General features: G+C 33.4%; 33 protein-coding genes. 24 read left to right on the top strand and 9 right to left on the bottom strand.

The genetic code is table 11. The features are described from left to right. Positions 1–464 precede the first annotated feature (464 nt). The 3 genes from MHI39_RS13915 to MHI39_RS13905 all read left to right on the top strand — a co-directional run bounded on the left by MHI39_RS13915 (position 465) and on the right by MHI39_RS13905 (position 4,000). Positions 465–2,261, top strand: coding sequence for an acyltransferase family protein (locus MHI39_RS13915; RefSeq protein ID WP_236036367.1), 1,797 nt, complete (start codon positions 465–467; stop codon positions 2,259–2,261). 54 nt (positions 2,262–2,315) lie between these two features. Further along, positions 2,316–3,020 carry a hypothetical protein gene (locus MHI39_RS13910; protein WP_216383707.1) on the top strand — a complete coding sequence of 235 codons (705 nt, stop codon included), beginning with the start codon at positions 2,316–2,318 and terminating at the stop codon, positions 3,018–3,020. Between the two features lie 65 nt (positions 3,021–3,085). Continuing rightward, the gene (locus MHI39_RS13905; RefSeq protein ID WP_216383710.1) at positions 3,086–4,000 is read left to right on the top strand and encodes an LCP family protein; all 915 of its coding nucleotides are present in this window, start codon (positions 3,086–3,088) and stop codon (positions 3,998–4,000) included. Between the two features lie 350 nt (positions 4,001–4,350). Here the strand turns inward: MHI39_RS13905 and MHI39_RS13900 are convergent, their stop codons facing one another. Continuing rightward, a complete protein-coding gene (locus MHI39_RS13900; RefSeq protein WP_216383712.1) occupies positions 4,351–4,566 on the bottom strand; it encodes a twin-arginine translocase TatA/TatE family subunit in 216 nt (71 codons plus the stop codon). Positions 4,567–4,910: 344 nt separating this feature from the next. Here MHI39_RS13900 and MHI39_RS13895 point away from each other — a divergent pair, with 344 nt between their 5' ends. From MHI39_RS13895 to MHI39_RS13870, 6 genes are all read left to right on the top strand, one after another. Then, positions 4,911–6,590, top strand: a complete 1,680-nt coding sequence (locus tag MHI39_RS13895; RefSeq protein WP_216383771.1) for an ABC transporter substrate-binding protein — start codon at positions 4,911–4,913, stop codon at positions 6,588–6,590. A gap of 330 nt (positions 6,591–6,920) precedes the next feature. After that, the gene (locus MHI39_RS13890) at positions 6,921–7,877 is read left to right on the top strand and encodes an ABC transporter permease (protein WP_342539418.1); all 957 of its coding nucleotides are present in this window, start codon (positions 6,921–6,923) and stop codon (positions 7,875–7,877) included. A gap of 13 nt (positions 7,878–7,890) precedes the next feature. Then, the gene (gene opp4C, locus MHI39_RS13885) at positions 7,891–8,814 is read left to right on the top strand and encodes an oligopeptide ABC transporter permease (RefSeq protein ID WP_058005387.1); all 924 of its coding nucleotides are present in this window, start codon (positions 7,891–7,893) and stop codon (positions 8,812–8,814) included. Between the two features lie 10 nt (positions 8,815–8,824). Continuing rightward, positions 8,825–9,808, top strand: coding sequence for an ABC transporter ATP-binding protein (locus MHI39_RS13880; protein ID WP_342539415.1), 984 nt, complete (start codon positions 8,825–8,827; stop codon positions 9,806–9,808). Continuing rightward, positions 9,801–10,766, top strand: a complete 966-nt coding sequence (locus MHI39_RS13875; protein ID WP_342539413.1) for a dipeptide ABC transporter ATP-binding protein — start codon at positions 9,801–9,803, stop codon at positions 10,764–10,766. Before MHI39_RS13880 ends, MHI39_RS13875 begins: the two co-directional genes overlap by 8 nt. 259 nt (positions 10,767–11,025) lie before the next feature. After that, positions 11,026–11,865, top strand: coding sequence for a DUF4037 domain-containing protein (locus tag MHI39_RS13870; RefSeq protein ID WP_342539411.1), 840 nt, complete (start codon positions 11,026–11,028; stop codon positions 11,863–11,865). 136 nt (positions 11,866–12,001) lie between these two features. Here MHI39_RS13870 and MHI39_RS13865 read toward each other — a convergent pair whose 3' ends face one another. Next, positions 12,002–12,556: an XRE family transcriptional regulator gene (locus MHI39_RS13865; protein WP_342539409.1), complete on the bottom strand. Its 555-nt coding sequence runs from the start codon at positions 12,554–12,556 to the stop codon at positions 12,002–12,004. A 114-nt stretch (positions 12,557–12,670) separates the two neighbouring features. On the opposite strand from MHI39_RS13865, the gene MHI39_RS13860 reads away from it, so the two are divergent. Continuing rightward, positions 12,671–13,249, top strand: a complete 579-nt coding sequence (locus MHI39_RS13860; RefSeq protein WP_342539407.1) for a LysE family transporter — start codon at positions 12,671–12,673, stop codon at positions 13,247–13,249. Positions 13,250–13,324: 75 nt separating this feature from the next. On the opposite strand, the gene MHI39_RS13855 is transcribed toward MHI39_RS13860, so the two are convergent. Then, complete coding sequence (locus MHI39_RS13855) at positions 13,325–13,786, bottom strand: DinB family protein (protein ID WP_071975814.1); 462 nt, start codon at positions 13,784–13,786, stop codon at positions 13,325–13,327. Positions 13,787–14,039: 253 nt separating this feature from the next. Between MHI39_RS13855 and MHI39_RS13850 the strand changes: the two genes are divergently transcribed. Beyond that, positions 14,040–14,513: an 8-oxo-dGTP diphosphatase gene (locus MHI39_RS13850; RefSeq protein WP_173720030.1), complete on the top strand. Its 474-nt coding sequence runs from the start codon at positions 14,040–14,042 to the stop codon at positions 14,511–14,513. A 47-nt stretch (positions 14,514–14,560) separates the two neighbouring features. Beyond that, positions 14,561–15,028 (top strand): GNAT family N-acetyltransferase, encoded by a 468-nt coding sequence (locus tag MHI39_RS13845; RefSeq protein WP_058005381.1) that lies wholly within the window; start codon positions 14,561–14,563, stop codon positions 15,026–15,028. Between the two features lie 51 nt (positions 15,029–15,079). Here the strand turns inward: MHI39_RS13845 and MHI39_RS13840 are convergent, their stop codons facing one another. Continuing rightward, the gene (locus tag MHI39_RS13840) at positions 15,080–15,325 is read right to left on the bottom strand and encodes a DUF2164 domain-containing protein (protein ID WP_071975815.1); all 246 of its coding nucleotides are present in this window, start codon (positions 15,323–15,325) and stop codon (positions 15,080–15,082) included. A 154-nt stretch (positions 15,326–15,479) separates the two neighbouring features. Between MHI39_RS13840 and MHI39_RS13835 the strand changes: the two genes are divergently transcribed. From MHI39_RS13835 to MHI39_RS13790, 10 genes are all read left to right on the top strand, one after another. Beyond that, entirely contained in the window at positions 15,480–15,938 is a 459-nt protein-coding gene (locus MHI39_RS13835; RefSeq protein WP_058005379.1) for a GNAT family N-acetyltransferase, read from the top strand. A 14-nt stretch (positions 15,939–15,952) separates the two neighbouring features. Next, entirely contained in the window at positions 15,953–16,291 is a 339-nt protein-coding gene (locus tag MHI39_RS13830; RefSeq protein ID WP_251346501.1) for an NIPSNAP family protein, read from the top strand. 42 nt (positions 16,292–16,333) lie between these two features. After that, the gene (locus MHI39_RS13825; protein WP_071975817.1) at positions 16,334–16,855 is read left to right on the top strand and encodes a GrpB family protein; all 522 of its coding nucleotides are present in this window, start codon (positions 16,334–16,336) and stop codon (positions 16,853–16,855) included. Positions 16,856–16,885: 30 nt separating this feature from the next. Next, positions 16,886–17,404, top strand: a complete 519-nt coding sequence (locus MHI39_RS13820; RefSeq protein ID WP_342539402.1) for an NUDIX domain-containing protein — start codon at positions 16,886–16,888, stop codon at positions 17,402–17,404. 215 nt (positions 17,405–17,619) lie between these two features. Next, positions 17,620–18,009 carry an NUDIX domain-containing protein gene (locus tag MHI39_RS13815; protein ID WP_342539400.1) on the top strand — a complete coding sequence of 130 codons (390 nt, stop codon included), beginning with the start codon at positions 17,620–17,622 and terminating at the stop codon, positions 18,007–18,009. Positions 18,010–18,210: 201 nt separating this feature from the next. Further along, a complete protein-coding gene (locus MHI39_RS13810) occupies positions 18,211–18,828 on the top strand; it encodes a zinc dependent phospholipase C family protein (RefSeq protein ID WP_071975820.1) in 618 nt (205 codons plus the stop codon). A 14-nt stretch (positions 18,829–18,842) separates the two neighbouring features. Beyond that, positions 18,843–19,709: a proline iminopeptidase-family hydrolase gene (locus tag MHI39_RS13805; protein WP_058005373.1), complete on the top strand. Its 867-nt coding sequence runs from the start codon at positions 18,843–18,845 to the stop codon at positions 19,707–19,709. Positions 19,710–19,732: 23 nt separating this feature from the next. Further along, positions 19,733–20,137, top strand: coding sequence for a phosphotransferase (locus tag MHI39_RS13800; RefSeq protein WP_342539396.1), 405 nt, complete (start codon positions 19,733–19,735; stop codon positions 20,135–20,137). Between the two features lie 32 nt (positions 20,138–20,169). Then, positions 20,170–20,508 carry a phosphotransferase gene (locus MHI39_RS13795; protein WP_342539394.1) on the top strand — a complete coding sequence of 113 codons (339 nt, stop codon included), beginning with the start codon at positions 20,170–20,172 and terminating at the stop codon, positions 20,506–20,508. A gap of 141 nt (positions 20,509–20,649) precedes the next feature. After that, positions 20,650–20,859: a YjzC family protein gene (locus MHI39_RS13790; RefSeq protein WP_058005371.1), complete on the top strand. Its 210-nt coding sequence runs from the start codon at positions 20,650–20,652 to the stop codon at positions 20,857–20,859. Between the two features lie 66 nt (positions 20,860–20,925). On the opposite strand, the gene MHI39_RS13785 is transcribed toward MHI39_RS13790, so the two are convergent. Then, complete coding sequence (locus tag MHI39_RS13785; RefSeq protein WP_236722846.1) at positions 20,926–21,048, bottom strand: DUF3951 domain-containing protein; 123 nt, start codon at positions 21,046–21,048, stop codon at positions 20,926–20,928. Between the two features lie 445 nt (positions 21,049–21,493). Between MHI39_RS13785 and MHI39_RS13780 the strand changes: the two genes are divergently transcribed. Together MHI39_RS13780 and MHI39_RS13775 are read left to right on the top strand one after the other, a co-directional pair. Further along, on the top strand, positions 21,494–22,537 hold the full coding sequence (locus MHI39_RS13780) for a M50 family metallopeptidase (protein ID WP_071975822.1): 1,044 nt from the start codon (positions 21,494–21,496) through the stop codon (positions 22,535–22,537). A 50-nt stretch (positions 22,538–22,587) separates the two neighbouring features. After that, positions 22,588–23,151 (top strand): histidine phosphatase family protein, encoded by a 564-nt coding sequence (locus tag MHI39_RS13775; protein WP_071975823.1) that lies wholly within the window; start codon positions 22,588–22,590, stop codon positions 23,149–23,151. A 111-nt stretch (positions 23,152–23,262) separates the two neighbouring features. Here the strand turns inward: MHI39_RS13775 and MHI39_RS13770 are convergent, their stop codons facing one another. Genes MHI39_RS13770 through MHI39_RS13755 form a run of 4 tightly spaced genes read right to left on the bottom strand, consistent with a single transcriptional unit; the run spans position 23,263 to position 25,960 of the window. After that, positions 23,263–24,528, bottom strand: coding sequence for a cation:proton antiporter (locus MHI39_RS13770; RefSeq protein ID WP_342539391.1), 1,266 nt, complete (start codon positions 24,526–24,528; stop codon positions 23,263–23,265). A 4-nt stretch (positions 24,529–24,532) separates the two neighbouring features. Continuing rightward, entirely contained in the window at positions 24,533–25,030 is a 498-nt protein-coding gene (locus MHI39_RS13765; protein WP_058005367.1) for a cation:proton antiporter regulatory subunit, read from the bottom strand. A 47-nt stretch (positions 25,031–25,077) separates the two neighbouring features. Beyond that, positions 25,078–25,635 carry a tyrosine-type recombinase/integrase gene (locus tag MHI39_RS13760; protein WP_058005366.1) on the bottom strand — a complete coding sequence of 186 codons (558 nt, stop codon included), beginning with the start codon at positions 25,633–25,635 and terminating at the stop codon, positions 25,078–25,080. 16 nt (positions 25,636–25,651) lie between these two features. Then, positions 25,652–25,960: a hypothetical protein gene (locus MHI39_RS13755; protein ID WP_058005365.1), complete on the bottom strand. Its 309-nt coding sequence runs from the start codon at positions 25,958–25,960 to the stop codon at positions 25,652–25,654. Between the last annotated feature and the right edge of the window lie 263 nt (positions 25,961–26,223).

Here is a 26,223-nt window from a genome sequence, read left to right as displayed (position 1 = left end):
GGAAACAAATACTATTAGTTTTCATGTTAGTAAATTCAATTAACTTTTAATCAGCCTGCTAAATCTTCATCCATTTGATCAATTTTGTATAAACCTTCAACTACTAACATGAGAATTTCCTCAAATTCCCTATCAATAGAATTATTCTCCACATCCTTTCAGTCCTCTTATGTTGCACCAAATAAAGTTGTGAACTCAAATTTCCTAGTATATTTTAACAATATTTTTCTTCTCTTAACCTTCAAAACTAATATTTTATGTTTCATATATTTACTTTTTGTCCAAGGGTTAATGTAATTACTTTAGTATTGTGACATTTTGTTTACAAGTTGGATGAACTACTGCTACATCTGAGTTTTATATTAAGAGTGTAAGGGAGTAGGTAAGAATGGATATTGAAATTATGAGCATATCCTAGAATCTATTAGTCCTATTTTAATAAATTATGGTAAGGATTGAACAGAATGAGTCACAACATGAAACAGCTTCCAAGTCAAAAAGGTAGACGCTATATGCCAGGATTAGACGGCCTCAGAGCTTTATCTGTTCTTGCAGTCATCGCATATCATTTAAATATTAAATGGGCTCAAGGGGGATTACTTGGGGTAGGGATATTTTTTGTCATCTCAGGCTATCTCATTACTGATCAAATAATTATTGAGTGGAGAAAGCAACATAGATTTAATCTATTAAGGTTCTGGAAGAGAAGGGTACGTAGGCTGATTCCAGCAATGCTATGGATGCTTTTATGTGTGGGAATATGGCTTGTATTATTTGATCCTGAAAGATTGCAATCTCTACAGGGTGCTTTTTTATCATCGATATTTTATGTGAATAATTGGTGGTTAATTTTTCACAAGGTTTCGTACTTTGAAAGTTTTGGTCCTGCTTCTCCAATAGGTCATATGTGGTCTCTCTCTATTGAAGAACAATTTTATCTTATTTGGCCACTCCTTTTGATTATAGGATTAAAAATGGTTCAACGCGGTAGTGAGCTGTTCATCTTGATTTTAATTGTTGCCACCTTATCCGTTTTTTCAATGGCATGGATGTATGAACCAGGTACTGATCCAAGCAGAGTTTATTACGGGACAGAAACAAGAGCATTTGGTCTTCTTATAGGAGCAGCACTAGCTATTGTTTGGCCCAGTCAATGGCTACGTGACAAAGTTCCAATACGTGCGCGTCTGATGTTAGATCTGATAGGTGGCTTCAGTTTGCTAATACTCATCATTTTGATTGGCTATTCAAATAAATTTGATGATTTTCTTTATCCTGGAGGTTTTGTGCTCTTAAGTGTAGTTACCGCCATTTTGCTTGCTGTACTGGCTCACCCAGCAAGCTATATTGGAAAGCTTATGGGTTGCAAACCTCTGCATTGGATCGGAGTTCGATCATATAGTTTATACTTGTGGCACTTTCCAGTTATTATATTATCCAACACGTCAGATGTGGAAAATTCAAGTGTCAAACACTTAATCATACAATTAATGGTTAGCTTTGTTTTGGCTGCTATTTCTTACAAATATATCGAGGAGCCTTTTAGAAGAGGGAGTTTTAGGAAGGATAAACGTGGTGAAACACGTCTATCACGCAGAACTTATTTCCGTCCGCTATATTTGGGAATCATTTTATCCACTGTAATTTTTCTAATTATCTTCAGATGGTATGTCGCTCTGTCTGAACCAGATGATCAAACTCCAGTAGCGGATGATTCAATACACCATATTAAGGTAAGTCGAGATAAAAAGGATGAAAGTAAAAATCTAGACAATGTCGCTACTCAAGTAGGAAAAGGAATTACTGTAATAGGAGATTCTGTCATTCTCGATGCAGCGCCATATTTAGAAGAGCTACTCCCAGGAATCGTGGTCAATGGTAAAGTGGGTCGTCAAATGATTCAAGCACAAGAAGTTATCGATCAACTCCAATCAGAGGGAAAATTAGGAGATAAGATTATTATTGAACTTGGGACCAATGGACCTTTTAATTCTGATAAATTACGTAATTTACTGGAATCTCTAAACGATTCAAAGGAGATTTTTTTAGTGAATACTCGTGTCCCAAGAGATTGGCAAGATACTGTAAATAAGGAGATTGCGGCAGTTGCTAATGAATTTAATCATATTACAGTTATCGATTGGTATTCAGCAAGTGAAGGGAAAAACAATTACTTTTATCAAGATGGAGTGCATTTAAATTCGGAAGGTGCAAAATTTTATGCTTCTATTCTTGTTGATGCAGTTAAAGTAAAAAATTAGTAAAAATTTAAAAGGGTTCACTTATCTATTTATAAATAGAAGAGGAGAAATATCATGCATATAAAATTTAAAACATTATTATGGGGAATTCTGATTATCTTGTTCGTAGGACTAGTAGTGTTTTTTACTCAAGAAAGACAAGAGGATACAACGAATTTTGATAAGCCAGTATTAAAAAAGGTACTTGATGACCGAACTCTAAAAGTAAAAGAACATAATTCGTCATCTACTGAGGAGGTACAAAAGGAAAATCAATCTACTGTACACCCAAAACCCATAAATGGGAAAAGTATAACGGCAATCGGAGATTCAGTTTTATTGGGTGTTTCTCCATATTTGGAAAAAATGATTCCTGGTATTGTTGTTGATGGAAAAGTAGGTCGACAAATGATTGATGCCCAAGAGGTAATCGACCAACTAAAATCTCAAGGTAAACTGGGTGAACAAATTATTATTGAACTAGGTACGAATGGACTGTTTAATCAAGACAAATTACGAAGTCTACTGGATTCGATAAAGAATTCTAAGCATATATACTTAGTTAATACAAGGGTTCCTAGGGAATGGCAGGATAAAGTAAATGAGAATCTTGCAGAGGTGGCTAAGGATTATAAAAATACAACCGTAATAGATTGGTATTCATCTAGTAAAGAAGTAGAGAATTATTTTTATGAAGATGGAGTGCATTTAAAGCCAAAAGGCGCGGAGTATTATGCAACCTTAATTATGAATGCTGTTCAAGAGGAAATTGAAAAATAAGCAAACATAAAAACAAAAATAGTTTTTTACTCAAAATTAGTAGCAAAGATGGGAAAGAGATGTTTATGTATAAATTAAAAAGGAAGAAAAAGATAAATCTAAAAAAGATTATTTTATTTATTTTAATATTATTTTTCATTATTGGCGGTTTGGTTTGTTATGGTTTTTATCGAACTCTTGCTCAATCAGCTCAACATATGTATAAACCATTGCATAAAGATGAGAAATTACAGCAAAACGAAACAGATATAAAGAATCCTAAGCCCATATCGATATTATTACTAGGTGTTGATGAGCGACATAATGATGTTGGGCGTTCCGATTCAATGATAGTTATAAATATTAATCCAGAAACAAAAAGGTCCACAATGGTTAGCATTCCACGGGATACCAGAGTTTTTAACCCGGAGAAAAATTCCTATAGTAAAATGAATGCCGCCTATGCTTATGGTGGAGTTGAAGGTTCTGTTCGAGCAGTAGAGGAATTTTTAAATATTTCTATTGACTATTATATTAAAGTTAATATGGATGGTTTTAAGGATATCGTAAATGCAGTTGGTGGCGTGACAATAAACAATCCATTTGCTTTCATTCTTGAAGGTGTTTATATCCCAGAGGGAAGGCAACATATCGATGGCAAAGTAGCCCTAAAATATGTTCGAATGCGTAAAGAAGATCCTCTTGGGGATTTTGGTAGACAAAAAAGGCAAAGAGAGGTAATAGATCAAATTATTCATGAAGGAACTAAAATTAAATCACTTTCAAATTATCCTAAAATATTAAAAATACTAGAAAAAAACGTACAAACAAACTTAACATTGGACCAAATAATCGATATTCAAAGAGCATATAAACCCGCAGTCGAGAAAGTAAAACAAGTAGAAATTGAAGGTGAAGGGAAGATAATTGATGGCATTTGGTATTATGTTGTATCAGATGGAACACGCGGAGAACTGTCAAAGCTACTATTAGGAAAATAATTTAACGAATAAATTAGTTTTGACTTTTTATTGATAACTATCAATTAGTGTTCAAAATGCGATTTTTAAGTCACAGATTTGGGTCAAACACCATTTGAAGGTATTGTTTTGATAATCAAAATTTAACGATAAAAACCTTATTTTTTGTCGGAAGACTATATTTCACACCAAATGTTCAATGCGGGAATCTAACATTTGGTGTTTTCTATTAACCTAATTTATGTTGATGAAATAATCCAAGCAGTTTAGAAATACTCAAAATATATAAAGGATTGGAGAAATCGTCATTCAATCTAAAATGGATTCTCTGAATTCTTTATATTTGTCTTTTTATGAGGGATCTCCTCAGTTTATAAATTAACATTCGTATGATGTTTATCGTTGACTTTATCTTTTTGAACTGTACTTTTCTCTTTTACTAAATCTTCATTTAGAAGACTGTTTGTAACATTTTTAAATTCTCTTAATGTCTTTCCGGCTGCTTTTCTGATTCCGGGTAGCTTTTTTGGGCCAAATACAATTAAAGCAACTGCTCCAATAACAACTATACTTCCTGGACTTAACATGTATTCCTCCTTTCTATTTATTTTTTTACACTATTTAATAGTTTTGCAACCAGAAGATTTAAATAGATATTGTATAACAAGTAACGAACAACCTAGTGGTCAAGCTGTATTCCTTATATATTTTTCAAAAATAGTATTTTTTAGAAAAATACTAATTGACAGATGAGCAGTTCGTATGTACAATTTAATTTTGTAAAAACCTATCGGATTGGTTGGTTTTAAAAGGAATGATTATACATAACAGTTTAAATCAAATGGATTCTGATAGGTTTAAAACAAAGTAAACAGGGGTGATTAGATTGAAAAGGGGAATTATCAGTTTTATCAGTATAATATTACTAGGGATGGTACTTTCCGCATGTGCATTGAATAGCTCAAGCAGTAAGGAAACATCGGAATCAAAAAGTAAGAAAGTAGATAATGTTGCAGGTGTAGTAAGTACTGAAAGTAAAAAATATGAAGCTACCGATCTATCAGCATTACCTGACAAGGCAATAGCGAGAAAAGATACATTTATTGCAGGTATTTCAGCTCCAGGAGGGGTGTTCCTTCCTTACTTTTATGAGAATGGTTGGGACGGAAATGCAACTGATCCGATTTTTGCTCCTTTAGTGAATTTAGATGAGGAAGGGAAGCCAGTAGGCATTTTAGCTGAGAATTGGGATGTATCAGATGATCAGTTAACCTACACATTTCATCTAAGAAAGAACTTGAAATTTAGTGACGGAACCCCGCTAACAGCAGATGATGTTGCTTTTACATTAACACTTTTACATGATCCAGCTTATGCCGGATATCAGGATATATCGTTAGCTGCAATAAAAGGTGGGAAGGATTACAAGGAGGGGAAAGCTAAATCAATCGAAGGGATTAAAGTAATTGATCCAACCACAATTGAAATTACAACCGAAAAAGTAAATGCGAAATCCCTGCTACTACTTGGAGGGCAGATATTATCAAAAGCATACTACGGGAAAGACTATCAATATGGCAAACTTGATTATTTAAAAGATCTTTATTCTAAACCAATGGGTGCAGGGCCTTATAAATTTGAAAAATATGTACCTGGTCAAGAGATTCGTTATGAAGCTAATGAAAACTATTATGCTGGTAAACCGAAAACAAAGCATTTAATCTATAAAATTATTGATTCAACCACCTCTTTGCAGTTGTTTGAAACAGGAGAACTTGACTATGCTGGTTTCTCAGCAGATGAAGATACAGTGGAACAATTAAAAAGCTTAGGATTCGCTTCAATCCAAACCGGACCTGTGAATGACTTCGGATTTATTTATATCAACAATACACGTCCACAGTTCAAAGACAAGGAAGTGAGGCAAGCACTAATTTATGGTTTGGATCGCCAAAAAATTGTTGATGTAAAATTCAAAGGCTTCGGTCAGGTAGCAAATGTTCCAGTTTCTCCAGTCTCATGGGCATACAATGATGAGGGAGTAAATAAATACGAGTTTAATGCGGATAAGGCAAAAGAATTATTAGAAAAAGCAGGATGGAAAGTAGGGTCAAATGGTATTCGAGAAAAAGATGGAAAAAAACTAATTATACATTACTTAACATCAAAGGCGGATGATCCAGTCATACCAATTGCAAAGGAAAACTATCAAGATATTGGAATTAAATTTGAGCCGGAAATTATGGACTTTAATGCATTAGTTTCAAAGTTATCTGATAAAGATTATGACCTTGCAACGGTTTCTACTTCTCAAATTCTCGATCCAAGTGATCCCGTAGAAGAATTAGCAACAAATCATCCAAATAATTCAGCGGGTTATTCAAATCCGAAGGTAGATGAATTGATTCAAAAAGGCTTATCAACCTTGGATATTGAGAAACGAAAAGAGATTTATCATGAGCTTTATAAAGAGTTGGGGAAAGACCCTGCCTTCATTCTTGTTCATTACCGCCAAAGTGCTAAAGCGATTAGTGGTCAAATTGAAGGTTTAAATCCAGATAATTACACTGGTATAAGCTCTAGTTTGCCAAATATATCGATTAAAAAATAATGAATATAATGGATTGTCAAATATGGGATCTGACCCTTTGCAATATTATTTTAGTGAAAATGACTTTTTTTCCAAGATATTTGCAAAGGGGGCAGCCCCCTTTACTTTTTGGCTCTTTTCTCACACATTGTTGCTATTTAAGGAAAGTTATAACGATTAGATATCGATTGAGGATCGCAACAAGTATCATTAGAAAGAGCAGCAATCTCCATTAGAACCGCTAGAATCCTTTATTGGAAGTAAAATCCGGCAGTTTGGCTTTTACAATAGCAACAAGCTATACGAAAACAGCCTACTTTTTAAACTAACTTATTCTATGGGGGATAGAAGATGAAGAGGTATACTTTACATAGATTTTTACAGATGATCATCATTTTATTTGGAACCTCGTTTATTATTTTCTTCCTGTTCGCGATGCTTCCGGGTGATTATATTGATTCCAATATTAATTTATCTCCAGAAAGAGCCCAGGAATTGAAGGCATTATATGGACTAGATCAACCGATTTTACAAAGATATTTTACTTGGCTCGGAAATGCACTACATGGTGATTTTGGCTATTCTTTAAAACATCAGGAAAATGTCATATCCCTGTTAAATAAGTATGTTTGGAATTCATTCATCGTAGCTATTATCGCTTTATTTTTAACTTGGACTATTGCACTTCTAACAGGAGTTTTTTCGGCAATCAAGCAATATTCATGGTTTGATGGATGTGTTACATTTTTGGTTTTTGCAGCGATGTCCTTTCCATCTTTTTTTATAAGTCTTTTGTTCATAAAATGGTTTGGTGTAGATCTACAAATATTACCAATCGGTGGAATGATTGATACAGGAAGTCATAGTACAGGATTTGCTTATATTCTTGAAGTAGGTAAACATATGATACTACCGGTAATTATTCTTACCCTTCTTAGTGTTGGATCGTTAACAAGATATTTTCGTACTGGAATGCTTGAGGTTATTCGACAAGATTTTATACGTACTGCACGTGCGAAAGGATTGAAGGAACGTACGGTGATTTTTAAACATGCGCTAAAAAATGCAATTCTTCCAGCTATTACATTACTAGCATTTGAACTGCCAGGACTTTTTTCTGGAGCAATTATTATGGAACAAATATTCAATTGGCCTGGTGTTGGAAGAATTCAATTAGAGTCTGTAAGTTTTCGAGATTATCCTGTGTTGATGGCATTTACATTATTTCTATCAAGTTTAACGATCATTGGGAATTTCTTGGCTGATATCACCTATGCGGCGGTTGATCCTAGAATCAGATTAAAATAAGGAGGGAAGTCAATTGCAATCAGAAACCTCATTAATAAAGAAACCCATAACAGAACGTGTAGTGAAATCTCCTTCCTTGTGGAAGCAAACATACCGTCGGTTGAAAAAAAATAAATGGGCGATGTGCAGCTTATTCTTTTTAATATTTATGTTTTTAGTAAGTTTTATTGGCCCACATTTTTCACCTTATATTCTTGATCGGACAAATGTTGCGGATATTAATCAGCCTCCAAGTAGTGCCCATTGGCTAGGTACGGACAATTATGGACGGGATGTATTGACTCGTTTGATGATGGCAGGACAAATCTCTTTGACGATTGGTTTAGCTTCCATGTTTTTATCGATTGTTATCGGATCATTACTTGGTGCAATATCTGGCTACTATCGTGGGATAGTTGATATGGTAATTATGCGCTTAGCAGATATTTTAATGTCTATTCCAGGTTTACCGCTACTCCTAATTCTTGCTGCCATTTTATCTGAGTGGAAGGTTCCATCTGAATATCGTCTTTATATCATAATGATTATGCTTAGTTTTGTTGGTTGGCCAGGTCTTGCACGTTTAGTTCGCGGGCAAATTTTGTCTCTGAAGGAACAGTCATTTATGATGGCAACGGAAGTACTAGGCTTAAGTGATAAGCGAAAAATTTTACATCATTTAATTCCGAATACAGTGCCACTTTTACTAGTTGTTGCAACATTAAATGTTGCAGGGGCGATATTAAGTGAATCTGCATTAAGCTTCCTTGGACTTGGAGTTGTTCCACCGACACCATCTTGGGGAAATATGATGGATGCAGCGAATAATTTCATGGATTTTAGAAAACGACCATGGCTATGGATTCCACCTGGAACAGTTATTTTTCTAACGGTCGTATCGATAAATTTACTTGGAGACGGACTGAGGGATGCCCTTGATCCGAAAATGAGAAGGTAGGGATAGTATAATGGGCGAGGTGCTATTAGAGGTAGATCATTTACAAACTAATTTTTACACAGAAAATGGTGTTGTAAAAGCAGTGAATGATGTTAGCTTTTCGATACATAAGGGTCAAACGGTTTGTATTGTTGGTGAATCAGGGTGTGGCAAGAGTATTACAGCATTATCATTAATGCAGCTTATTCCGGAAAATGGGAAGATAGATGGAGGAGAGGTATATTTCTCTGGAAAAAATCTTTTGAATTTAAATAAAAAAGATATTCGGCGTTTACGTGGAAATGATATTGGCATGATTTTTCAAGAACCAATGACATCTTTAAATCCTGTTTTTACCATAGGAGAGCAAATGATAGAACCGCTTCAAGAACATTTATTACTAAGTAAAAAGGATGCATATAAAAAAGCAATGGAGCTTATCACGATGATGGGAATTCCAAATGCTGAGAAGATTATAAATCAATATCCACATGAATTAAGCGGTGGAATGCTTCAAAGGATTATGATTGCACTTGCGATAAGCTGTGATCCTAAATTAATTATTGCAGATGAACCAACAACAGCATTGGATGTAACTATCCAAGCACAGATTTTAGATATTTTAAGAGAGATTAAGAAGAATTTAAATACATCAATTTTATTGATTACCCATGACCTTGGAGTTGTTGCTGAAATGGCTGATTATGTAGTCGTCATGTATGCTGGAAAGGTTGTGGAGGAAGGTCCTGTTCTGGAGTTGTTTTCCAACCCCCAACACCCTTATACAAAAGGCTTATTAAAAGCAAAACCAGTTATAGGAGAGAGGAAAGATCGTCTTTATACGATTGCAGGTCAAGTCCCTAATCTCGTTGATCTAAAGGAATCCTGTTATTTTGCAGATCGTTGTGAATATGCCATGGATCATTGTCGCATCAAACAACCGTCATTCTCAACAGTATCAGACGAACATCATGTTGCTTGTTGGCTTTTCGAGGAAGGTGTCACAAATGGGTGAAGCATTATTAGAAGTGAAAAATTTAAAAAAATATTTCCCTGTATCCAAAGGAATGTTTGAAAAATTTGGAGATTCGGTAAAAGCTGTTGACGATGTTAGCTTTACAATCGAAAAAGGAGATGTTTTCGGTCTTGTCGGTGAATCCGGAAGCGGTAAATCAACCATTGGAAAAACGATTTTAAGACTTCATGATAAAACAGATGGTGAGGTTTCATTTAAGGGTAGGGATGTTTTTGCGTTATCAAAAAAAGAACTGAGAGAGCTTCGGACAAAGACACAGCTTGTTTTTCAAGATCCTTTCAGCTCTTTGAATCCCCGCCTTCGCGTAGGCGACGCAATTGGTGAAGCAATGATTGAGCATGGATTAGTATCTAAAAAAGAAGTAAGAACGAAGGTATTAGAAGTTCTAGAGAAATGTGGCCTTTCTTCATATCATATTGACCGTTATCCGCATGAATTTTCTGGCGGTCAGAGACAGAGAATTGTCATTGCTCGAGCAATGGCATTAAACCCTGAATTTATTGTGATGGATGAACCTGTTGCTGCACTTGATGTTTCTATTCAAGCTCAAATCATTAATCTATTTAGTGATTTACAACGTGAACATGGGTTATCATACTTATTTATTTCGCATGATTTAAGTGTAGTAGAGCACTTATGTACAAAGATTGCGATTATGTATTTAGGGAACATCGTTGAATTTTCAACAAAAGAAGAGTTGTTTGATCATCCTTTACATCCATATACGAAGGCACTACTTTCCGCTGTTCCTATACCGGATCCAACCATCAAGCGTGAGCGGATTATATTAAAAGGAGATATACCTAGTCCGGTCAATCCACCATCTGGATGTAAATTTCGAACAAGATGTCCTTTGGCTACAGATATTTGTGCACAAAAGATACCGGAATATCGAGAGGTGCAGAGCAATCATTTTGTTGCATGTCATTTAGTCTAATTAAAAAGTTACTATTAGTGTAAACGTAAGAAAAGCAAAGCTTATTTTTTAAGTTTTGCTTTTTTATTTACTCTTATTGAAAGAGTAGAAGTAAATAATAAAAATTTATATGTTTTATATTGCCTTATACCGCTTACAAAATGAAAATGGTATGATCGTACTTAAAGATCAAAAAAATATAGGTGTTATATTTTTATTTATGGTTTTCAATTTAAAACAATTATATATAGGAAAGAAACGAACAAAAGGGTGAGAAACTTTGAATTTAAAATTATTGGCGTCTGATCTATCAAAAATTTATAGCAAAAATAAAAAAGTAGATGCTGTATTACTTGGAGGCTCCGTTTCGCGTAATTGGGATGATGAATATTCGGACATAGAGTTATTTATTTTTTGGAAGGAAGCTCCCTTGGATGAAGATCGATTATCCCCTATAAAGGTTACAAATGGTAGTATCATTGAATTTTACCCATATGAAGAGGAAGAATGGTCAGAAACTTATATTACTAGAGGAGTAAAATTGGAAATTAGTAACTTTTTAACCTCTACAGTTAAAAGAATCATTAATGATGTAATCAAAAATTTTGATATTGAATTAGCTAAACAATGTCTTGTAGCAACTGTTCAGAACGGTCATGTTCTATTTGGTAATAACGTGATAAATGAACTTAAAAAGAAAGTGGCACATTATCCAAATGAGCTGAGTAAAGCCATGATTAAGCATTACTTAGATATGGGGAATCAATGGAACAATCGTGAGGCATTACTTGCACGTGAAGATTGGTTGATGCTTCATCAAGTTATTGTATCGGTACATTCAAATGTGATGGGCGTGTTGTTTGGATTAAATCGGCATTATGTCCACCATCCTGCTTTTAAATGGCAAAGATATTCATTAGAGGCTATGAAAATCACACCAAAGGATAGTGCAAAACGATTATCTTCTATACTACTAGAACCTCCCAAAAAAAGTGTTCAAATACTTGAAGAGATTATTCAAGAACTATATGAAATCGTTCAAAGGGAATATCCTCAAATGGATTTGTCCAGATTTATAAATCAATCAGCATTTTTAAGACCTAAGAATAGTAATATTTAAAAATTTGAAAATAGATCTTTTATGATTAGTAACCAGGAAAAATAAAATATTAATTATTAATGGGATCAATAACCCATTTTGGGACAAGGAAAACAAGGAGCAAACTAAAAAATTGCTAGACGTTTTTTGATTGCTCCTAGGAGGGATAATATATAGTCATGCTAAGACGTGTTATTGAATTACCAGTATTTTGATATGTATGTGCCCTATCAGCTTTGAAACGAATAGAATCCCCAGTTTTTATTGTATATTTTAAATCATTTACATATAAAGTTAGTATTCCATCATAAACAGTAATAAATTCCTCTGTTCCTTCTTGATGTGCTTCAGCTTGTAGGAACCCATTTTCTTCGATTTCTACTGTATATATTTCAAATCTCCTATTTTCTTGGAAAGGAAAATAAGGGTATACTTTATATTTGCCATTATCTTCGATTAATGGTTGAATTTCATGACGAAAAACAACTTTTGCCTGAGGTTGTGGTTCATTAATTAATGAGGTAAAAGATGTTTTTAACCCATTTGCGATTTTCCATATCGTTGTAAGTGTAGGACTTGATTCACCTCTTTCTATTTGACCGATCATGGTTTTACTTACTCCAGTAAGTTCGGATACTTTTTCTAAGCTTAATTTTTTCCTTTCCCTTATTCCTTTTAAATTTTTAGCAAGTATTTGATGAATTTCTTCCATAGTTACCTCCGAATTTTCTGTACATTATAGTGATGTTCATATACAATAAATTAGAAAGTCGTTATATTGACCTTTTTAGTCATTATAACATACCTCTTGAAAGGTGGGAAGGAAATGCCGATCATGTCGTTTTTACTATATGTTTTTGTAGCCAGCTTTACTCCTGGTCCCAATAATATAATGGCGATGGTATTTGCACATAATTATGGACTGAAAAAGACCATTCGTTTTTGCTTAGGTGTTGGTACAGGTTTTTTTATCATTATGATATTATGCAGTTATTTTAATTTGCTTTTAAAAAACTATATTCCCAAAATTGAACTTGCCATGTCAGTGATTGGCGCTGTTTATATGATTTATCTTGCTGTGAAAATTATAACGAGTAAAGATAGTAATTCTGAAGGTGATAAAAAAAATAATAGCTTTACTACAGGAATGCTTCTACAATTTATCAATCCAAAGGGGATATTATACGGTTTAACTGTAGTAGCAACCTTTATTCTTCCTTTTCAATCATCAACTATTAGTATTACTCTCTATTCAATATTTCTAGGATTTATAGGTTTTTTAAGTACTTTTTGTTGGGGAATGTTCGGTTCTGTTTTTCAGAAATTTCTTTCAAAATACAAAAACCAATTTAATATAGTAATGGCCTTACTATTGGTATATGTTGCTATATCAATATTAATCTAGTAATGTAGAAAGTTATTTGAATAAAAGAGTTGTCTTTAAAGGGAAGTCATTTTATAAGACAACTCACAGGTGTTTCTATAATATACATTTTTTTAAATCAAGAATGGCTTGCAGGTGCATTCCTTCGTGAAAGATGGTTCGGATAAGCACTTGTTCAATTGTATGCATACCCATTTCAGTTGGTGGAAATTCCTCTTCTAATCTCTCTCCATATGTTTCTTTAATATCAGAAGGTTGTTTCTTTAATAAACACTTTAATTCTTCATAGGAAGGGGTTTCAGAGGTGAATTGAGTAGGTGATGTTCCAAAGCCAAACCAAGTTTGAAGTGGTTCTATTTCTACCATTTTATCCTTTGTTAATGCATGAATCCATAAATACTGATCAAGATAGATATGCCCCATGTTCCAACGAATGTTATTATTAAATCCATTTGGAACGATGTCTGCTTCTTCCTTTGTTACATTTTCGAGTACATGTAGAATATAACTACGATAGCTCTTTAGTTGGTTAAACAAAACCTCATGACGTTGATTCATCCATATATTCCTCCTCATAGTAAACTATTTAATTATTCGACAAAGATAGAAATTTTCCTTTAAAATTTATTTAATTATCAATCAGTAGAAATTATTTGAAGACTATTCTATAGATAATGTCATATGCGGATAGGTGTCCTTGCAGGAATTTTTACAGTAATTGTCGAAAGTTTGCTTATATAAACTACAATTTGAATTTGAATGGGTTTAATTTTATAAGTTTACTGAAAAAAAGAATTTGGAGGAAAAGTGTTTGATCGAGGAAATTAATTATAAGTTTTGGACTGTATGTATGATTCAGAATCAGGATAAAGTTCTATTACTAGATCGACAGCATGATCATTTCAATGGCTTTATACCTCCTGGTGGAAAAGTAAAATTCCCAGAAAGCTTTGTTGAATGTGCAATTAGAGAAGTAAAAGAAGAAACCGGATTGGATGTTAAAAACCTAAAGTATAAAGGCATATATGAGTATGTTAATCCAGAAAAAAATGATCGATACATTATTTTTAATTATATAACCAATGAATTTGAAGGGCAATTACTGCAAAATTCATCTGAAGGCAAGCCAGTATGGGTTAATATAGATGAAATCCATCAGTTACCTATGCAGCAGTCCATTCGGAGAAGATTTCCGTTATTTTTTCAGGAAGGAACCTTCGAAATCCATGTTAAATGGGATAATCAAAAAAATACTGAAGGTGAAGTATTCATTAGAAAAACATAATACTTGGAACATGATAAACTACAAGTTTTTAATCGGGAGGATACCTTATGGAGATTCGACTTGCTGAAGAAAAAGACATTGATCAATTAATAAAAATGAGATGGGATTTTACTATTGAAGAAGATTATGAGAATAAGATTCAACCATCTGCCTTTGAAGATTTTAAGCAAGAATGCCGAACATTTTTGGAGAAATATTTAGATGGTGATCAATGGTTTATCTGGATTGCTGAAGATGAGGGGATAATTGTTTCCCATATATATATAGAATTAATACAAAAAGTTCCGAGACCTGGTAGGATTACAAAACCTTTTGCCTATATGACTAATGTTTATACCGTTAAAGAGTATAGAAATAAAGGGATTGGTAGCAGATTACTATCAAGAATAAATGAATGGGTAAAGGAAAATAATTATGAATTTGTTATTGTTTGGCCAAGTGATGATAGTGTGAATTTTTATCAAAAAAATGGTTATGTTCAATGTACAGAACCAATGGAATATTTCCCTAATTAAATCATGATAGAGTGAATGATTTCCATTCACTCTGTTTAAGTTTAAACATAATTATTTTTTGATCGGGCGCTCAAGAGTTAGAATTTCATCTTCTAGTGAGGCATATTGCTGTTCAACGACCGTTTTTACATCGTTTACTGCTGCGTTGTAAAAGTGAGGAGCTAGTGATTCTTTAATAAAATCAAATACTCTTTCAGCAGCAAATTCCGATATTTCTTCATCTCTTTCTTGTGAGAAAAAGTATTGAATATCTGATATCATAAGTTGTTTTTGTTCTTTAGTAAGTTTAATAAACAAGTAAACCACTCCTTAAATAATAATTAAGTATTATTATACTTTTGAAGGAACAAAATGATAGACTTTATTTTTATAATGAATTATGTACATTGGAGAATTAGTGTTTATTAGGAACTGTTACAAGAATCGTTGGAAATTAACGTGGGGGTTTAATATGATAATAAAATTAGAAAATAAACATCGGGATATTGCTCAGAAAATCTTGAAGGTTCAAATTCCCTCATATCGTGTTGAGGCAGATATTATCGGTTACTATGATATCCCACCATTAAAGGACACAGTGGAACATATCCAAAAATGCCAAGAAACCTTCTATGGTTATATTATTGAAGAAGAATTATGCGGTGTGATTTCATTTAAAGTGAATAAGGGAGTAGTTGATATACATCGATTAATTGTACACCCAAATCATTTTAGAAAAGGAATTGCCCAACATCTACTTGATCACATTTTGGGAAGTAAAGATTATGTTGCCATGAAAGTATCAACCGGATCCAAAAATACACCAGCTGTACAGTTTTATTATAAAAATGGTTTTCAGAAGATTGAAGAAATAGTCGTAGATGAATCTCTTTCAATAAGTTGTTTCGAGAAACAATTAAATAAAATTTGATTAGGAGGATCAAAATGTTTTATCGACGAAAGTTTTATTTAGTAAAAAAGGAGTTTGTAGATATTTTTAATAAGCATTTTAATGAAACGAATTCACCGAACCAATTAAAACATGGTTCGCGTTTGATCGGAAGATGGATGAAGCCAAATGAAGACGATATGATGGAAATATTTGCCATATGGGAATATGACAGCTATGATGATTATCAAAGGATCGAAGCGAAAATTAAAAGTGATTCCTCACATTTACAACGAATAGCTAATTGGTATGAACAAAATGGTGGTAGAGAACAAGTATATCGCAATTATATAGTAGAAGTAAGAAACGAAGTATTAACTTCAACTGTTATATAAAATAGTATATTTTTTCCATAAAGTATATGAGGATGAATGTCTATGAGAAAAGTAGAGGTTACTGAATACAATGAAAATTGGATTATATTATTTCAGGAAGAAGCACGAAAATTAACAGAAATCTTTGGCACAGAGCTTCTTGAGATCCATCATTTTGGTAGTACAGCTGTAAAAGGTTTAAAAGCAAAGCCTATTATTGATATGCTGCTTGTGGTAAAGGATATTCAATTGGTGAATAAGTTTAATGGAGAAATGAGATCACTTGGTTATGTGCCAAAGGGAGAAAACGGGATACCTGAACGAAGATATTTTCAAAAGGGTGGAGACCAGCGAACCCATCATGTTCACATCTATGAAAAAGACAATAAACAGATTATTAGACATCTTGCGTTTCGAGATTATCTGCGTGAACATCCCGATTCAGTAAAAATGTACGGTGACTTGAAAATGGAATTAGCTAAACGTTTTCCATTCAATATTGATTCATATATAGATGGTAAAGAAAGTCTTGTATTGGAGCTGGAAAAGAAAGCATTAAAATGGTGGATGAGCACCCATAAATAATTTTCCTCATACTGAAAAGCAGTTTATATGTTGAGTGTTAGGAGGAAATATAATGGCTTCTATCCTTGTAAATTGGGGAGATTCACAGTTCAACTTACTTGGATTACTAGTAAGGAGCTCCCAAAACTACAATTAATTACGAGTGTGCATGGTTTTTGCTTTTTTAAAGGAAAGCTGTTACTAGTTAATTTAAATCATAGAGGGTGGGACTTTCCTGGTGGCCACAGAGAGGGAAATGAGGAAGCGATTGATTGTTTTAAACGTGAAGCGATGGAAGAGGGATATGTTGAAGGAATGGTTGAACTTCTTGGTTATATTGAAGTAAATCATTGTTATAACCCATTTTGGAATGAGAACAGTCCGTATCCTAAAATAGGATACCAAGTGTTTTATCGGATGGAAGTAGAGCATATTCACCCTTTTTTAGGTGATTATGAATCATTACAAAGGGTATTCATTCAGCCTCAAGATGTAAAAAAAATCCATTCTGATTGGAACCCAATCTATCAAGAAATATTAAACCTTGCTACTAACAATTTTGAAAGGTAAATAAAAGGTTGTTTATTTTAGGCTGTTTGTAGTTTGTTGTTTTTGTAAAAGTCCAATTTCCGGCTTTTACACCCAATAAAAGATTTCAGCGATTCTTATATAGTAAGTAGTTCTTTTCTCATTGAAATGAAAGGTGTAGCTGTCTTCAACTGATAGTTATTTGTTAAAACTTTACTTAAATAGCAACAATGTTTTAAAAAGGAGAGCCTTATTTTATGCGTCATAGAGGATCAGCGGTTCTTATAAAAGATCATGAAGTCGCTTTAATTAAACGGATAAAAGATGGGTGCACTTATTATGTTTTTCCAGGTGGTGGTATTGAGAGTTCGGAAACTCCTGAGGAAGCGACCATCAGAGAAGCCTACGAAGAATTAGGGGTACGGATATCGATTATAGACGATTTTGGTCGTGCTTACTTTAATGGAATACAATATTTTTATTTAGCGGAAATACGTGATGGAGTATTTGGAACAGGTAAAGGATTGGAATATACCGATAAGAGCAGAGGCTTCTATGAGCCTATTTGGGTTAACATAAGTAGTTTAGCCTCATTGGATGTCAGGCCAAAAGAAATGGCTAAAAAGATCCGTAGATTGTTTAATTGAAAGAATCTTATCTCAATAATGTTTTACTAATAATAGGTTGAAGAACTGCAATTCTCCTTATAGGGCTGAGGAGAGAGGTAAATAATGGATCAAAACGTTTAAATACTTATTCGGTAGGTGTAAAAATCTAGTAGTAAAGCTTACAAAGGCAAATAACTATATCTAATTCAGACAATTGATCTTATCCAAGGAGGATGACCGATGGGATCTAGAATCATGCATCTAATTATAGCTGAACAAATAGCAAATAAAATCTCCATCTCGAATAAGGAAGCATTTATATTAGGTGGAGTAGCCCCAGATGCTGTAACATCAAAGGAAATCTCCCATTTTTATATCGGAAATTTAAGCGACTTTACAAGAAGTATTGATTTTAATGGATTTTTCGAAAATTATAAAGAGATGTTTCCCTCGGACTATCTATTAGGCTATTATATACATCTTATTGCAGATGACCTTTGGTTAAAAGGATTTTACATGCCGTGGCTAAAGAACAGAATGGAAAATGACGAAAGCATATTAGAGCTATATCATAATGATTTTCGTTTATTAAATGGGAAGCTATTAAACTTTTATCATATTAATGATGTACAAATACATAATACGGATACAATTGATGAAATTTGTGATCTAAATGAAGTACATATTGAAGATATAAAAGCATTTTTGCCTTTCCTTTATGAAGATATACAATATGAAGAAGCAGTTCTTGATGAAAATCTAAATGTATTTACCTTTAATCAAATCATTGGCTATATTGAAACATCAATTGAAAAAGCTTTATATCATTTGAAAGACTTAGATCTAGTCTTAGATTAGAAAGGAAGAGAAATGTGAAAGAAGGATACATAGCTGTTACAGGCGGGAATGTATATTATAAAATAGTTGGTGATGGAAGCAAGACTCCAATCATCCTGTTACACGGTGGACCAGGAGGGACACATGTTCCTTTTATGCATCTTGAAAATTTGGGGAATGATCGACAAGTAATTTTTTATGACCAATTAGGGTCAGGAAAGTCGGATCGGCCAAACGATCATTCATTATGGAATATTGATCGTTTTGTCGAAGAATTAGGGCAAATTAGAGAAGCGCTTGGTCTCTCGAAACTTCACATACTAGGACATTCATGGGGAACCATGCTAGCAGCAAGCTATTTACTGAACCAGCCTGAGGGGGTACAAAGTATTATCTTTTCTAGCCCTTGCTTAAGCGTACCACAATGGGAAAAGGATCAAGCATTGCATTTAAAACAATTGCCTGAAGAGGTTCAAGAGATTTTATCTAGATGTGAACGTGAAGGGACCACAGATACAGAGGAGTATAAAACTGCGATGAAGGAATTTAATAAGCGGTTTGTGTATCGTCTAGATTCAAAACCGAAGGAAATGGAATCACCTTACGCGAAATCGAATTCGATTGTTTATAATACAATGTGGGGGCCTTCAGAGTTTTGCACTACTGGAAATTTAAAGGGATATGATGTTACAGAACGCTTAAAAGAAATTCAATTACCTGCTATGTTTACATGTGGTCGTTATGATGAAGCAACACCGCAAACAGTTGAAGGATATAGTCACTGTTTACCGGGATCAATTTTTCATGTATATGAACAAAGTGCACATTTACCGTATTTGGAAGAACCAGCTGAGTATATTGGTAGAGTAAGAAGTTTTTTAGACCATGTTGAAAAACAATAGGATGACATAAAAGGTGGAGGGCTATGGATAGATTACCTAAAAATCTCGAGAGCCTTTTAAAAGGTTGCAGCTGGGAAGAAATCACTATTGGCTGTTCAGAGTCAAATACATTTCGTGTAAAAGGTGATAATTATCATCAATTCTTAAAAATTCAATCCATAAATGCAAAAGAGAAATTGTTGAATGAAAAGGAACGTTTGGAATGGCTTCAAGGAAAACTACCAGTTCCTAAAGTACTTTATTATGAACAAGATGATATAAATGAGTACTTATTGATTTCTGAAATAGCAGGAAAAGATGCCTCAGTTGAAATAGATAAAACAACGTCTGTACCCGATTTAATGAAACAATTAGCATTAGGATTGAAAATGATCCATTCAATAAAAATCGATCAATGTTCTTTTGATCAGACAGTACAAAAAAATTAGAAGAGGCAAGGTTAAGAGTTGAAAAAGGTTTAGTGAATGAGGATGATTTTGATGAGGAAAGAAAAGGTATTCCCTCCGATGTCCTTTTTCAACATTTGAAGGATTCGGTTCCCAAGGATGAAGACTTAGTATTTGCCCATGGAGACTATTGTTTACCCAATATTATTTTGCAAAATGGGAAAATAAATGGATTTATTGATATGGGAAGAGCAGGAATATCTGATAGATATCAAGATTTAGCACTTGCAGTAAGAAGTATTACGTATAATTTTGGTAAAGAAATGCTCCCGTATTTTTTCAATGAATATGGAATGCAAAGATATGACAAAGCGAAAATTAACTTTTATCAATTAATGGATGAGTTTTTTTAGTGGGACACAGGGTCTGACCCCGTGTCCCCCGTGTCCCAAAAATAAAGTTATCAGAATGTTACTAATTGCCTATACAATCATCGTATTATATTCCTTATAATAGAAAGGTAACCAAATATATGTAAAGGAGGAGTTGTTTTAATGGCGACATTAAAATCAGGGGAAACCGCAACTCAAACAGGTACTTATGTTGAGGTAGGACACGGTGGAGGTAAGGTAAAAAACGCGAAACGTGTCGAAGTAAAGCAAGGGGATAAACTTCCAGAGTTAGAAACTTATACTGTTACGATTGAACATAAAGGTGAAAAGAAAACTAGAAATCGCCAACATCGTTGGCATTTAGTAAAATAGAAGTAAAGGAGCTTGCATTAATGCAAGCTTTTTTATTTATTTTTTTATGAAATTACTTGTAAAGTGTTATTTAGAATCTTTATCGCCACTTTTTACTTCTTCGATTGTTTTCTCCTTTTCCTCATGAAATTCAACAGTAGATTGTGCAGTAATATAATCAAAAGGAGTATAGGAATTATTCGGGAGCATTCTGATTTTTTTACGATTTTAAAGATAATGAGTCCTAACACGAAAACAATCATTACGGTAAATAAAATGGAAAGAGAAGTTAAAATAATCATTTTATCTCTCCTTTATTTTGATGTTTCAAATCTTCGATATTATTCATACGTCATCTAGTTTCAAAAGTTCTTAAATAAAAAATTGACTTTTTTAACAAATTTCCTTTTGGATTTATAGGAATTTTATAGAAATTATGGTTGCGTTTTTACTATGCGCCTGTTATATTACTTTTAGATATATCATAAAACGATATAGTAATTGAATGATTAGATTGTCATGATAAGAACAGTTAACAAACTCAGATTTTTTATATTATTGCATCACTCACACAACCAAGACATGGTTTTGTGATTTACAGAGTACTTTGAAGAGATGATAGTGACATTACAATAAAAAAATAGGAGTTAGACAGATGAAATCAATTTTAACACCAAAATGGGTAACTCTTTTTGCAATTTTTCTACTTGCAATTGGATTCTATTTTAAACAGAGCATTGGAGCGACAATACAGATAGGAAGTCTATTATTGGCATTGTGGTTAGCAATTACTTTGCATGAATTAGGGCATGTTATATTTGGAAAAATGAGTGGCTATCAATTTGTCTTTTTTACAACTGGACCATTGCTAATTGAAAAAACAAAGAAAGGTTTTTGCTTAAAAGAGAATAAACATTGGTTTCATTTTGGTGGAGTGGCAATGATGACACCACCTAATGGAAACAATATTAAAAAAATGATGCTGTATGCAGCTGGTGGACCTATACTTTCATTAATCATAGCTATGACAAGCTTTCTACTATATGGACAATATACTAACTCTTTTTATATATATTTAGGCATCATGAATAGTGCTATTTTCTTTGCAACGATCATCCCAGTGAAAACCAATATGCAAACAGATGGGTATGTAGTCCTCTCTTTATTAAAGAATAACGAAGACACTACTAAGCTAATAAATGAAATAAATATATCCAAAGAATTACTTAGTAAAAAGCAACCAAAAGACTGGGACTCTAAACAGATACAATTAGCGAGACAAATGCAGCTATCTATTGATCATGTACAATATGCAATGTTCCTCTACTATTTTGAAATTGAACAAGCTGGGTTTTCTTCAGCGGTAAATGCGTTGAAAGATTTTGCTGCCATTCCTGTCACTAAGAAAAATAAGCAGCAATTAGGATTTATCATTCATATGAAACAAATCGAACATTTCTTATCAGAGGATGTTCAATTGGAGATGATTTCAGAATATCAACAATTTCTTTCGAGAATTGAGCCTCTATCTTTTCACAGGGGCGAAGCTATGATTGCATACTTACAAGATAATAAAACAAAGGCACTTGAATTGCTACATAAGGTTCAGAAAAATGTAGAACATAATGAGTCACTATATGGATTTTTTAAAGCGGAAAAAACGCTAACAGAACTGATTAAAGAAAAAATAGCTTTATAAAAAGAGGAATAGAAAATCTGGAGAATTATATTAGATGGGAGCGGGAAAGTTTGGAAACCAATTTATACTTTGTTAGACATGCACACTCAACGTACTCACCAGATGAATATAACCGTCCTTTGTCTGCAAGAGGATTTACTGATGTTAAACAAATAACTCATCTTTTGCAAGGAGAGAATATAGACTTTATCATCTCTAGTCCATATTTAAGAGCCAAGCAAACGGTTGAAGGAATTGCGAAGTTGCTGAATAAAGAAATACTAATTATGGATGATTTTAAGGAAAGAATATTATCTGATAAAAAGGTAGAAGATTTCCAGGTTGCTATTTCAAGAGTGTGGGAGAATCCAACATATTCTTGGGAAGGTGGGGAATCGAATCTCAGAGCTCAAAAAAGGGGAGTTAAGGTTACTTTAGATGTAGTAGAAAGATATAAAGGGAAAAATGTCGTGATTGGTACTCATGGAAATATTATGGTCCTCATCATGAATCATTTTAATAATAAATTTGATTTTCAATTTTGGCAACAGCTTGATATGCCTGATATTTATAAATTGACCTTTAATCATACAAAACTCATTGATGTTCATCGATTATGGTATCGAACAAATTAGGAATGAGTCTTACTTGGAATATTTGTGAATCATTTTTGACGATGACAAAGGGATTGTTCGAAGTTTACAGAACAATCCCTTTTTATCTAATAAACTAAATATGTTGGTAGTTTATAGATCAGTTTCAATTCCCTTTTCATTATTTTTTTTAGTAATGGAACGATCTGATTTTTTCTGTGTTTTCGATTGATCCCATTTAAATATTTTATTAAGCATTTTGTAAATATTCTTGGATTCCTTTGTTAAAAGTGGTCCGATAATCGCTAATATTAATACATAGACAGCGGTAAATGGTTTTAGAATAGGCATTAGGCCACCTGCAAGCCCTAAATTTGCCACAATAATGGAAAATTCTCCTCTTGAAACGATGGTCAATCCAATATTTGAAGCAGCTTTATAGGAAAGACCTGCTTTTCGTCCAGAAATTAAGCCAGCAATCAAATTGCTAAGGATAGTCAGAATGACTGCTCCTAAGGCTAGCCATACTGCTCCACCTAAACTAAATGGATCAATACTTAGACCGAAACTAAAGAAAAATAATGCGCCGAAAAAATCTCTAAAAGGCATAACCATATGCTCGATACGTTCACGGTGCTCTGTTTCAGAAAAAACGAGACCAAGCAGTAAAGCCCCAATGGCTTCAGCAACATGTAATTTCTCAGAAATCCCTGCAATAAAAAATAGGGAGGCAAAGACAACAAGGATAAAAATTTCATTAGATTTAATATTTAGTAGTTTATTAAGGAGGGGGGTACCTTTTCTAGCAATCACGAAAAATAGTAGCATATAACCAAGTGATATGCAGACTGAAATGAGGGTACCAATAATAGTCGTAGATCCACTTAATAGCAGGCCAGACATTACAGATAAAAATAATGCTAGGAAAATATCATCAAACAGAATAATTCCTAAGATTAATTCAGTTTCAGAATTAGCAGTTCTTTTTAAATCAACGAGTACTTTTGCAACAATTGCGGAAGAGGAGACACTTACGAGACCAGCAATAATCAGAGTTTCCATCACAGGAAATCCAACAACAAAACCATACACTAATCCTAAAGTGAAATTAAGAACAACATAAATGGTTCCACCTATAACAATTGAGCGACCAGAGCGGATTAATTTTCCTACGGAGAATTCTAGTCCTAAATAGAATAATAGAAATAATACACCGATGCGTCCAAAAAATTCAATTATTTCGGAGCTCTGAATAAATGTAAAATCAAATATCCCGATTTTAGGAGCATGTGGACCAACAAACATACCTAAAAGAATAAGAAAGGGGATAATGGAAAATTTCAATCTCCCCGCCAACAATGCCCCAATTGATACTAATAGAAGTGCTGTACCGACTTCGAAAACTAAGTGATTTGTCATTTAATCATCCACCTTTCTTTGAAAGAATATCTTTTACGAATTTTTTCACCTGATTACGTTGGCCTGAGACAATGACTGTATCTCCTGCTTCTAAAAGGGCTTCAGGTCCAGGTGTATGAATTTTTTGATGATTAATTTTGATGATGGCAATAATATTTACTTCATATCTTTGGCGAATACTTAGTTGTCCAATTGTTTGTTGGTTAGCGATTGCTGTAGGATCAACTTTAAACCATTCAATCACTAAATCATCAAATGTCATTTCAATTGTTTCTAACGCTTTTGGAGCATAAGTCATTCCTCCAATTATTGCAGCAATTTGCCTAGACTCTGTGTCATCTAATGAAATATTAGCTACTGATTCATCAAAATCATCTGGGTCAAAATAATAGACATCTCTGCGACCGTCATCATGAATAATAACGACGATCTTTTCAAGGCTTTTAGTAACAATTTCAAACTTCTTACCAATTCCAGGTAATTCAATTTCACGAATATTCATTTTCTATTCCTCCTTTAGTTAAAAACTTCCTATATATATAAATTTTTTTATAGGTTTACGTCAATTTCTGTTCTGATTTTTTCGGTTTTAGAAATCCCAATATATTTAAGTGTCTCAGAAGGTGTCGAATGATTAAAATGTTCCTTTAAAATTGAGATAGCTATTCCACGTTTATAAGCATGGTATCCAAAAGTTTTTCTCATTGAATTTGTTCCAATCTTTCCAACAATACCTATCGCTTCTGCCGCCTGATGAATGATTCGATAGGCTTGTTGTCGAGTGATGGGTTGTGAAGTTCTAGGAGATTTAAATAAAAAGTCTTCTTTTGTAAGCTCTTGATTCTGAATATAATGGATAATCGCTTGTTTTACTTTATGATTAAGATAAATTTCCTTCGTTTTATCATGATGTGGCAGGAGATAGAAGTTTTTCACCCCATCCTCGTCTAAAACATCTTCAACCCTAATTTTTAAGATTTCGGTTATTTTCAACCCGGTATTAATCCCCAAAGTAAAGAGAACGTAATCTCTCTCTGAGTGTTTTTTTAAATACCTCTTAATTGCATTAATTTGCTTTATATCCTTTAATGCTTCAACATACTCCATTACAAAACACTCGCTTTCAGCTTTTTTTATCCCGTATTTTTCTACTAATCACATAAATACTACATCCGAGTGTAAGGATTGAAAGGAATTTACTAGCAAGTATTAAATAACTTGTTGTTTGTGTATCTACAGTGATATGCGGTAGTTCTACGAAGATTAGTACGGTGAGGATGCTAAAACAGAGCACATTAAATGCATTATAAAAGGCTTGATTGATGATCTTGCAGCTTTGTTCTTTATTTTCATTTAAATAGGTAATGGTTACATAGGACATAACTAATATTAAGACATACGTTAACAGAATAATTGCCAACCAAATGCCCAATTTAGTTGCCTCCCAACATTTAAATATTTGTAGCTATACGTGGTGAAATATCTTGTTATTAAAGGAGAATAGAAGTGAAAAATACTATAAAGTAATGTTACTTAATTATAGCTTAACATAATATTAAGTAACATGCAAAACATAAGCAGACTTCTAAATGTATTTAGTAACAGCACTAAGAATACTTCAAAAACCGTCTAATATTTTGAGGTGATCGAAAATGTCAAGTGGTTTTGGGATGAGAAAATGAAAAAAACTTGAAA

It is taken from the genome of Heyndrickxia sp. FSL K6-6286 (assembly GCF_038630395.1).
In the GTDB taxonomy this organism is placed as follows: domain Bacteria; phylum Bacillota; class Bacilli; order Bacillales; family Bacillaceae_C; genus Heyndrickxia; species Heyndrickxia oleronia.
Note: the sequence above shows the minus strand (reverse complement) of the source record. Positions and strands in the feature narration are given on the sequence as shown.

Excerpts from the sequence above, each read along its gene's own strand:
- MHI39_RS13875 (WP_342539413.1), top strand. The coding sequence starts at position 9,801 with ATGGGTGAAGCATTATTAGAAGTGAAAAATTTAAAAAAATATTTCCCT.
- MHI39_RS13890 (WP_342539418.1), top strand. The coding sequence starts at position 6,921 with ATGAAGAGGTATACTTTACATAGATTTTTACAGATGATCATCATTTTA.
- MHI39_RS13880 (WP_342539415.1), top strand. The coding sequence starts at position 8,825 with ATGGGCGAGGTGCTATTAGAGGTAGATCATTTACAAACTAATTTTTAC.
- MHI39_RS13915 (WP_236036367.1), top strand. The coding sequence starts at position 465 with ATGAGTCACAACATGAAACAGCTTCCAAGTCAAAAAGGTAGACGCTAT.
- MHI39_RS13765 (WP_058005367.1), bottom strand. The coding sequence starts at position 25,030 with ATGAATATTCGTGAAATTGAATTACCTGGAATTGGTAAGAAGTTTGAA.
- MHI39_RS13825 (WP_071975817.1), top strand. The coding sequence starts at position 16,334 with ATGAGAAAAGTAGAGGTTACTGAATACAATGAAAATTGGATTATATTA.
- MHI39_RS13780 (WP_071975822.1), top strand. The coding sequence starts at position 21,494 with ATGAAATCAATTTTAACACCAAAATGGGTAACTCTTTTTGCAATTTTT.
- MHI39_RS13905 (WP_216383710.1), top strand. The coding sequence starts at position 3,086 with ATGTATAAATTAAAAAGGAAGAAAAAGATAAATCTAAAAAAGATTATT.
- MHI39_RS13860 (WP_342539407.1), top strand. The coding sequence starts at position 12,671 with ATGCCGATCATGTCGTTTTTACTATATGTTTTTGTAGCCAGCTTTACT.
- MHI39_RS13790 (WP_058005371.1), top strand. The coding sequence starts at position 20,650 with ATGGCGACATTAAAATCAGGGGAAACCGCAACTCAAACAGGTACTTAT.
- MHI39_RS13770 (WP_342539391.1), bottom strand. The coding sequence starts at position 24,528 with ATGACAAATCACTTAGTTTTCGAAGTCGGTACAGCACTTCTATTAGTA.
- MHI39_RS13855 (WP_071975814.1), bottom strand. The coding sequence starts at position 13,786 with ATGAATCAACGTCATGAGGTTTTGTTTAACCAACTAAAGAGCTATCGT.
- MHI39_RS13810 (WP_071975820.1), top strand. The coding sequence starts at position 18,211 with ATGGGATCTAGAATCATGCATCTAATTATAGCTGAACAAATAGCAAAT.
- MHI39_RS13835 (WP_058005379.1), top strand. The coding sequence starts at position 15,480 with ATGATAATAAAATTAGAAAATAAACATCGGGATATTGCTCAGAAAATC.
- MHI39_RS13830 (WP_251346501.1), top strand. The coding sequence starts at position 15,953 with ATGTTTTATCGACGAAAGTTTTATTTAGTAAAAAAGGAGTTTGTAGAT.
- MHI39_RS13845 (WP_058005381.1), top strand. The coding sequence starts at position 14,561 with ATGGAGATTCGACTTGCTGAAGAAAAAGACATTGATCAATTAATAAAA.
- MHI39_RS13865 (WP_342539409.1), bottom strand. The coding sequence starts at position 12,556 with ATGGAAGAAATTCATCAAATACTTGCTAAAAATTTAAAAGGAATAAGG.
- MHI39_RS13815 (WP_342539400.1), top strand. The coding sequence starts at position 17,620 with ATGCGTCATAGAGGATCAGCGGTTCTTATAAAAGATCATGAAGTCGCT.
- MHI39_RS13785 (WP_236722846.1), bottom strand. The coding sequence starts at position 21,048 with ATGCTCCCGAATAATTCCTATACTCCTTTTGATTATATTACTGCACAA.
- MHI39_RS13900 (WP_216383712.1), bottom strand. The coding sequence starts at position 4,566 with ATGTTAAGTCCAGGAAGTATAGTTGTTATTGGAGCAGTTGCTTTAATT.
- MHI39_RS13760 (WP_058005366.1), bottom strand. The coding sequence starts at position 25,635 with ATGGAGTATGTTGAAGCATTAAAGGATATAAAGCAAATTAATGCAATT.
- MHI39_RS13895 (WP_216383771.1), top strand. The coding sequence starts at position 4,911 with ATGGTACTTTCCGCATGTGCATTGAATAGCTCAAGCAGTAAGGAAACA.
- MHI39_RS13910 (WP_216383707.1), top strand. The coding sequence starts at position 2,316 with ATGCATATAAAATTTAAAACATTATTATGGGGAATTCTGATTATCTTG.
- MHI39_RS13800 (WP_342539396.1), top strand. The coding sequence starts at position 19,733 with ATGGATAGATTACCTAAAAATCTCGAGAGCCTTTTAAAAGGTTGCAGC.